Annotated in this window: 6 protein-coding genes; 3 read left to right on the forward strand and 3 right to left on the reverse strand. The window is 66.3% G+C overall.

Annotation, left to right across the window (positions count from 1 at the left end; genetic code table 11):
* Positions 1 to 1,186: gamma-glutamyltransferase (locus tag K728_RS0106930; protein ID WP_024476282.1), on the reverse strand; the 1,186-nt coding region annotated here is incomplete at its 3' end.
* Positions 1,187 to 1,365: 179 nt separating this feature from the next.
* On the opposite strand from K728_RS0106930, the gene K728_RS0106935 reads away from it, so the two are divergent.
* Both K728_RS0106935 and K728_RS0106940 read left to right on the forward strand, forming a co-directional pair.
* Positions 1,366 to 2,091 (forward strand): YoaK family protein, encoded by a 726-nt coding sequence (locus tag K728_RS0106935; protein WP_024476283.1) that lies wholly within the window; start codon positions 1,366 to 1,368, stop codon positions 2,089 to 2,091.
* 196 nt (positions 2,092 to 2,287) lie between these two features.
* A complete protein-coding gene (locus K728_RS0106940; protein WP_024476284.1) occupies positions 2,288 to 3,154 on the forward strand; it encodes an SDR family oxidoreductase in 867 nt (288 codons plus the stop codon).
* A gap of 8 nt (positions 3,155 to 3,162) precedes the next feature.
* On the opposite strand, the gene K728_RS0106945 is transcribed toward K728_RS0106940, so the two are convergent.
* Positions 3,163 to 4,692, reverse strand: a complete 1,530-nt coding sequence (locus K728_RS0106945) for an MDR family MFS transporter (protein WP_024476285.1) — start codon at positions 4,690 to 4,692, stop codon at positions 3,163 to 3,165.
* Positions 4,693 to 4,793: 101 nt separating this feature from the next.
* Complete coding sequence (locus K728_RS0106950) at positions 4,794 to 5,792, reverse strand: D-2-hydroxyacid dehydrogenase (protein WP_024476286.1); 999 nt, start codon at positions 5,790 to 5,792, stop codon at positions 4,794 to 4,796.
* Between the two features lie 121 nt (positions 5,793 to 5,913).
* On the opposite strand from K728_RS0106950, the gene K728_RS0106955 reads away from it, so the two are divergent.
* On the forward strand, positions 5,914 to 7,429 hold a 1,516-nt coding region (locus K728_RS0106955), incomplete at its 3' end, for a DASS family sodium-coupled anion symporter (protein ID WP_024476287.1).

The following is a 7,429-nucleotide window of genomic DNA, read 5'->3' on the forward strand; positions in this document are numbered from 1 at the left end:
CGCCTGCCATTGCGCCCACCCCGGCCAAAGCCGGTGCCGTGTATTCGGTGCGCAGCGGCGGGATGAAGGGTTCGCGCCCCGGGACGGTGCCGGGCCTGAACTCTGCCGACGCCCGGTCGGTGATCAGCGCCCGGCGCTGGGCTGAGTACTCCTCGGATAACAGGTAATCCAGCGGAACGTCGGCGTCGCCGTAGTAGGCCTCCCGATCCGCGATGGCCAGCTTCTGCGCCTCGAGGATGGTGTGGGCGCCGAGGGCAGTGGACGGGTCCAGGTGCTCGTCGTCGTACCCGGCGAGGATGGCGAGGGTCTGCAGCAGGGCTGGTCCCTGCCCCCAGGCCCCGGTTTTCGCGATCGTGTGGCCGCGGAACTCGAAGGTGGTGGCGGGCTCGTAGGTGGCCTGGCAACCGGCGAAGTCCTCGAGGCTCATCACCCCGGCATGGTCGGTGCCGGACGAGTGGCGGTGCGGCTGCGCGGTAAAGGCGACGGCGGCCTGCGCCACGAAACCCTCGCTCCATTCGCGGCGGGCAGCATCAATGCGCTCCTCGCGGGTGGCGTCCGGCGCCCCGGCAGCCACCAACCGGTCCAGCACTGCCGCGTAGGCCTCGTTCTTGATCATTTCACCGGCCGCTGGGGCCTTGCCCTCAGGCATCCAGAGCGCTGCCGACGTGGGCCAGTGCTCGTTGAAGAGGTCAGCGACCGCTGAAATCGTCGCACCCACCCGCCCGACAATAGGGTGCCCGTTCCGGGCGTAGCCGATGGCGAAGTGCAGGACGTCGCCGAGCTCCCAGGTGCCGTGGTCACGGAGCAGCAGGAACCAGGCGTCGACGGCGGCGGGTACGGCTGCGGCGAGCGCACCGGAGCCTGGCACCAGTTCCAGACCCTCGGAGAGGTAGTGCTCGCGGGTGGCGGCGGCTGGGGCCGGGCCCTGCCCCATCAGGACGATGGGCTCGGACGGGTTTGCCGCCGTCGCAAACACGCCGGTCATATCCCCACCCGGGCCATTGAGGTGCGGCTCTACGACGTGGAGCACAAATGCGCTGGCGACGGCGGCGTCGAACGCGTTGCCCCCACGCTCAAGGACTGCCTGCGCCGACGCGGTGGCCAGCCAGTGGGTGGAAGCGGTCATCCCGAAGGTGCCCTCGAGGGTGGGCCGGGTGGTGAAGGAAGCGGGCTGGGTATAGGTCATCGAGGTCCTTTTCGGTTCGTTGAGCGGGTCCGTGGACTGGGTTGGGGTCTTGATGGGTCCGGGTGCGTCACGCAGCCCGCTTCCACAAGCGACCGATTGCATACAACAATAGGCAGAAAGGTACATTTTGTATACAGGCCGACGGTGATGCGACGGTCCATCTACCCCTGGAGGATCCAATGAAGCGGCAGCCCGTCTCCACCGACCGACTCCACCTATGGCTCATGCTGACGCTCACCTTCTCCACCGGGGTGGTGGACGCGGTGGGTTTCCTGGGTCTCGATCAGGTCTTCACCGGCAACATGACCGGCAACGTCGTTCTGCTGGGCATGGCCATCGCAGGCGGCAGCGATCTCCCGGTCCTCCGCCCGGCCCTGGCCCTGCTCTTCTTCATGGTTGGCGCCGTCATTGGCGGGCGCGTGTTGCGCACGGCATCCGAGGGTTGGAGCGGACGAACATCGGCAACCTTCCTGCTAGTGGCAGGGCTGACCGGGGGCCTGGCCCTGTTCACCGCCCTGGTCGACGTCACCGCCGACCACCTACTGGGCAGTATCACCACCAGCACCCTCGCCCTCGCGATGGGTATTCAGGCCGCGACGGCGAAACGCCTCAAGGTCGCCGAAATCACCACGGTGGTGGTGACCTCCACCATTACCGGGTTGGCCTCGGATTCGCGCCTCGCCGGCGGAAAGAGCCCGTTCTGGGTGCGCCGCGCACTCGCGATCTCACTGATTCTGCTCGGCGCCCTCGTGGGGGCGGCAGCGCTTCAACTAGACCTCTGGGTCGGCATCGCCCTCTCGGCGGTCCTGTCCGCTGTGGTGACCCTGATCGGCCAGCTCCGTCACCGCAAGGACAAGCGGGCCGCGGCGAACGAGCGAGAGCTGGAGCCTGCAGCCGCCGGGTAGCAAATTCTGGATTCTGCCCGCTCCGACTCTCCCACCGGATCCTGCCAGTTCCGACTCTCCCACCGGTCAGCCCTGGTCACTGGGATAATCTAGACAATCCCACTGACCGACCTCGACCGGTGGGATTTCTGCAGGTCCGGCGCCGTTGTAGGCTCGACTTTTAGGATAGTTCGACCGGTTCGAGAAGGGTTCTGACGTGAGCGAAGGTAAATCTCCTCGGGGGACTGTACTGATTGCTGGATGCGGCGATCTGGGGACCGAGGCCGGGCTGAGATTCGCCGCGGCGGGGTACCGGGTGATCGGATGGCGGAGGTCAGCCGACAAGCTCCCGGCGGAAATTGCGGGCGTCCCGGTGGATCTGACCGGCGAGTTGCCGCCGCTCCCCGCCGACACCCGCATTGTGGTGCTGGCGACCGCCGCGGACGGCCGTACCGAGGACGCTTACCGCGCGGCTTATCTCACTGCTACCGGCAACGTGCTGGACGCGCTAGACCGTGCTGGCATCGACGCGCAAGTGCTGCTGGTCTCGTCCACCGCCGTATACGGGGGCGACGAGGGCGAGTGGGTGGACGAATCGACTCCCGTGGCGCCCGGCACTGCCACGGCGAAAATCCTGGCCAGCACGGAGGAGCTGCTGCGTGACCGGCGACCGGCGGCCATCATCTTGCGGCTGTCAGGGATCTACGGTCCGGGCCGGACCCGGCTGATCGACCAACTGTCCTCCGGCACCGCGGTCCTGCCGCAGGAGGTCCAGTGGACCAACCGGATCCACCGCGATGATGCGGCGGCGGCCATCGTGCACCTAACCACCCAGGTGGGCGAGCCGGGTCCGGTCTATATCGGCGTCGACAATGAGCCGGTCGATCAGGGCGAGGTCCTTGAGTTTCTTGCCGCCCAACTGGGCGTGCCCACACCGCAGGTGGGGCCGGCGTCGACGTCGCGGACCGGAAGCAAGCGCCTGAGCAATGCGGCATTGACCGCCACGGGGTTCACTTTCACCTACCCCACGTTCCGGGAGGGGTACCTGGCCGTCCTCAATGGGGACGGAGTCAGGCACCCCTAGCCGTCCGCCTAGTGGACTGCCGGCACTCCGGCGCCGTCGATGGGGGCGTCGGCAGCATCAACGGGTGCCTCTTCGGGCTTCCGGATGAAGAACGCGGCGATCACGGCCAACATGAACACGATCGCGCCGCCTAAGAAGGCAGCCTGAATGCCGCCCGCCTCGGCAGCAACCTCGGAGGCACCGCCGTCGAGCAGGGCAGATGCCTGGATGGTCATCACCGAGATGAACAGCGCGGTGCCCGCTGCACCGGCGAGCTGCTGGACGGTGCCGACAATCGCGCTGCCATGGGAGTAGAGCTGCGGCCGGACCGATCCCAGGGCCGAGGTCAACAGCGGCGTGAACATCAGGGCGAGGCCGATGCTCAGGAAAACGTGAGCCACCATCACCATCAGGAAGGGAGTGGTTTCGCTGAGCATCGTCAACCCCCAGAACACCAGGCTGACGAGGATCGCGCCGGGCGCCACCAGGATGCGGGGTCCGCGCTTGTCAAAGATGCGCCCCACCACCGGGCCGAGCAGACCCATGGTCAGCCCGCCCGGGAACAGCAGCAGGCCCGCCACCACCGGTGACAGTCCCAGCACGTTCTGGACGTACAGGGGCAGCAGGATGATGGTGCCGAACAATGCCATCATGCTGACGGAGATCACCAGGATGGAGATGGTGAACGTGCGGGACGTGAACGTTCGCAGATCCAGCAGGGCGCGGTCGGCGCGCTGCAGGCTGCGCTGGCGGAGGATGAAGAAGACCAGCGCTACGCCGCCGACGACGAGGGGCAGCCAGGGTGGAACCGGTCCGCCGCCCTCGGCTGCTTCACCGAACTGGCTGAGGCCGTAAATGATGCCGCCGAACGCCAGGGCGGAAAGCATTACCGAGAGGACGTCGATGGGCAGGCGCCGCGGTGTGGTGACGTTTTGAATGCGGGTGGCGCCGAGAATCAGCGAGCCGACGGCGATGGGCAGGACCAGCCAGAAGAGCCAGCGCCAGTCCAGCACGCTCAGGATCAGGCCGGAGACGGTGGGGCCGATGGCCGGGGCCACCGAGATTACGATCGCGATGTTGCCCATGGTGCGCCCGCGTGAGGCAGGCGGGACCAGGGTCATCACGGTGGTCATCAGCAGCGGCATCATGATGGCGGTTCCGCTCGCCTGGATGATCCGGCCGACCAGCAGGACCTCGAAGCCCGGCGCCAGCGCGGACACCAGGGTGCCGAGGCTGAAGAGGGACATGGCGGCCATGAAGACTGGGCGGGTGTGGAACCGCTGCAGCAGGAACCCGGTGACCGGGATGACCACTGCCATGGTGAGCATGAACGCGGTGGTCAGCCACTGGCCGGCGCTGACGGTGATGCCGAGGTCCACGGTCAGCGACTGCAGTGCCACGCTCATGATGGTCTCGTTGAGGATCACCACGAAGGCGGATACGAGGAGCAGCGAGATGACGAGCTTGTTGCGTTTGGCCTCCGCAGCGTCTTCCCGGCTCCCGGCCGGCTGGCGCTCGATCGGCTGGCGCGCAGCGGAGGGCGGGGCACTATGAGACACAGAAATTCCTTTGACGTGGTGTGGGAGGAGCAGATCCTAATAGCCGCAACGCACGAAAGAAGAGAATCTATTCCGCAGGAGAAAAGGTCGGGGTGCCGCGGTCAGCTGTCAGCGCCAGAGGTTGGCACGTACCCGAGCGCCTTATCCACCCGGTGCGGCAACGGCTTTCCCGCATACCAGGTCAGGAAATTGTCTTCGAACTGGCGGGCCAGATCCTGCAGCCAGGAATCGGCGTCGCTGGCCATGTGAGGGGAGATGAGCACCTGGTCCATCCCCCAGAGCGGGCTGGCCAGAGGGAGGGGCTCGACGGCGAAGGTGTCCAGGACCGCTCCGGCGATGCCGCCGTCGTCGAGCGCCCGCACCAACGCCGCCTCGTCGACGAGGCGGCCGCGCCCCACATTGATCAGAACCGCGGTTGGTGCCATCGCGGCGAGCACCTCGGCGCTGACCATCCCCTCTGTCTGGGCGGTCAGCGGGGCCACGAGGACGAGATAGTCGTAGGCGCCGACCACCGCCGTGAGGTGTGAGCTGCTGTGGACGGTGCCGAAGTCGGGGTCGCCGGTCCGTGCCACTCTGCCGGCGCCGTCGACGTCGGCGCCCGCCGCACTCAGGAGTCGCGCAGTGCACCGGCCAATGCTTCCCGTTCCCACGATCAGGACCCGCGCGCCGGCGATGTTGCGGGTGGTTCGCCGGCCCCAGACCCGGTTGTGCTGTAGGTCGCGGGTGGGGCCGAAGTCCTTGGCGGAAAACAGCATGGCGCCGAGCACGTACTCGGCCATCGGAAGGTCAAACACGCCGTGCGCATTCGTTACTGTGACAGCGGATTCGATCAAACCGGGGAAAAGGAGCTTGTCGACGCCGGCCGCTGCGACGTGCAGCCACGTCAAGGAATCGGCGTGTTTCCAGGCCGGCTCGACCGCGCCGGAGAAGAAGTCCCAGAGGTAAAGCACGTCGGCTCCGCGGAGCGCCATCGGCAGGCCGGCGGCGTCGGTTTCTCGGAGCTCCGCCAGCGCCGCAACCCGCTCCAGTCCGACCACCGGGCGGTCCCCCACGAGCACTGTCACAACGGGCTTGCGGCCGGACCGGTCGAAGAAGTTCATGCTCAGAATCCTCCCACGGCCGGCCGTCGTACAACTGCCCAGCTTTACTTGGTTGGATTCATGGGGTTGCATATGTAGTCAGCGTTCGGGTGCCCGGACGCTCCCATCGGGAGGATACACCGTGACAACGCCGTCAACCGAACAGCCGTCAAACAAACAAGAGGTCGATACCTCGGCTGCACCCGGCATGCTGGAGCCTGCCGAGGATAGACGGGTGCTGATGCGGAAAAGGATCGGCCTGGTGGCCGGCGTCGTCGTCGCCATCATCATGTATCTGACCCTGCCGACCGACCTTGAGCAGCCCGCCAGGGTGACCGCCGCCATCGCCGCCCTGATGGCGCTGTGGTGGATGACCGAGGCCATCCCACTGGCCGCGACAGCGCTGCTGCCCCTGGTCCTCTTCCCGATTCTGAACGTGTCCACCATTGATGAGGTGGCACCGCCCTACGCCAACCCCATCATCTTCCTGTTCATGGGCGGGTTCCTTTTGGCCCTCGCGCTCCAGCGGTGGAACCTGCATCGACGAATTGCGCTCGCGACCGTCCTCCTGGTCGGTACCAAGCCGAGCCAACTCATCGGCGGTTTCATGATCGCCACCGGCTTCCTGAGTATGTGGGTCTCCAACACCGCCACAGCCGTGATGATGCTGCCCATCGGCATCTCGGTTCTCACCCTGGTGGCAACTGTCAGCGACGGCAAACCACCGAAGCGGTTCGGCATCGCGTTGATGCTGGGCATCGCCTACTCGGCGTCGATCGGTTCGCTCGGCACCATTATCGGCACCCCACCCAACGCACTCATGGTCGGCTACCTGGCCGAGACCCACGACATTCAGGTGGGCTTCGGCCAGTGGATGCTGGTCGGCGTGCCAATGTCGGTGGTGTTCATGTTCATTGCCTGGTTCCTCCTTACCCAGGTCTTCTACAAGCCTGAGATCAAGGAGATCCCGGGCGGGCGCCAGCTGATCCGGGATGAGTACAAGAAGCTCGGCTCGATGAACACCGGTGAGAAGCAGGTCGGTGTGATCTTCGTACTCGCAGCGGCTGCCTGGATCAGTGTCCCCTTGCTGTGGCCGGGATCGAACATTGCTGACGCCGTCATCGCCATGGTGGTCGCTGTCCTGCTGTTCGTGATCCCAGCGAATATCAAGAAGGGCGTGCCCCTGCTTGACTGGGCCAGTGCTAGGGCGCTGCCCTGGGACATCCTGCTGTTGTTCGGCGGAGGCCTCGCGCTCTCGGCGCAGTTCACCGCAACCGGTCTGAGCGCCTGGGTTGGCACGCGGGTGGCCGGACTCGATGTGCTGCCGCTGGTCCTGATCATCGCCATCGTGGCTGGCATCGTGCTGCTGCTGACCGAGCTCACCAGTAACACGGCCACCGCGGCTGCGTTCCTGCCGCTGATCGGTGGGGTCGCCGTCGGGCTCGGCGTGGATCCGATGCTGCTGGTGATCCCCGTGGCGATCGCCGCGACCTGCGCGTTCATGCTGCCGGTTGCGACGCCGCCCAACGCCATCGCCTACTCTTCCGGCCATGTCGAGATTGCCCACATGCTCAAGGCCGGCATCTGGTTGAACCTCATTGCGCTGGTGTTGACCACCATCACCACGATGACGCTGGCGGCCTGGGTCTTCGGGCTCG

The sequence above is a fragment of the Arthrobacter sp. CAL618 genome, from assembly GCF_000468215.1.
Lineage (GTDB): Bacteria > Actinomycetota > Actinomycetes > Actinomycetales > Micrococcaceae > Arthrobacter_D.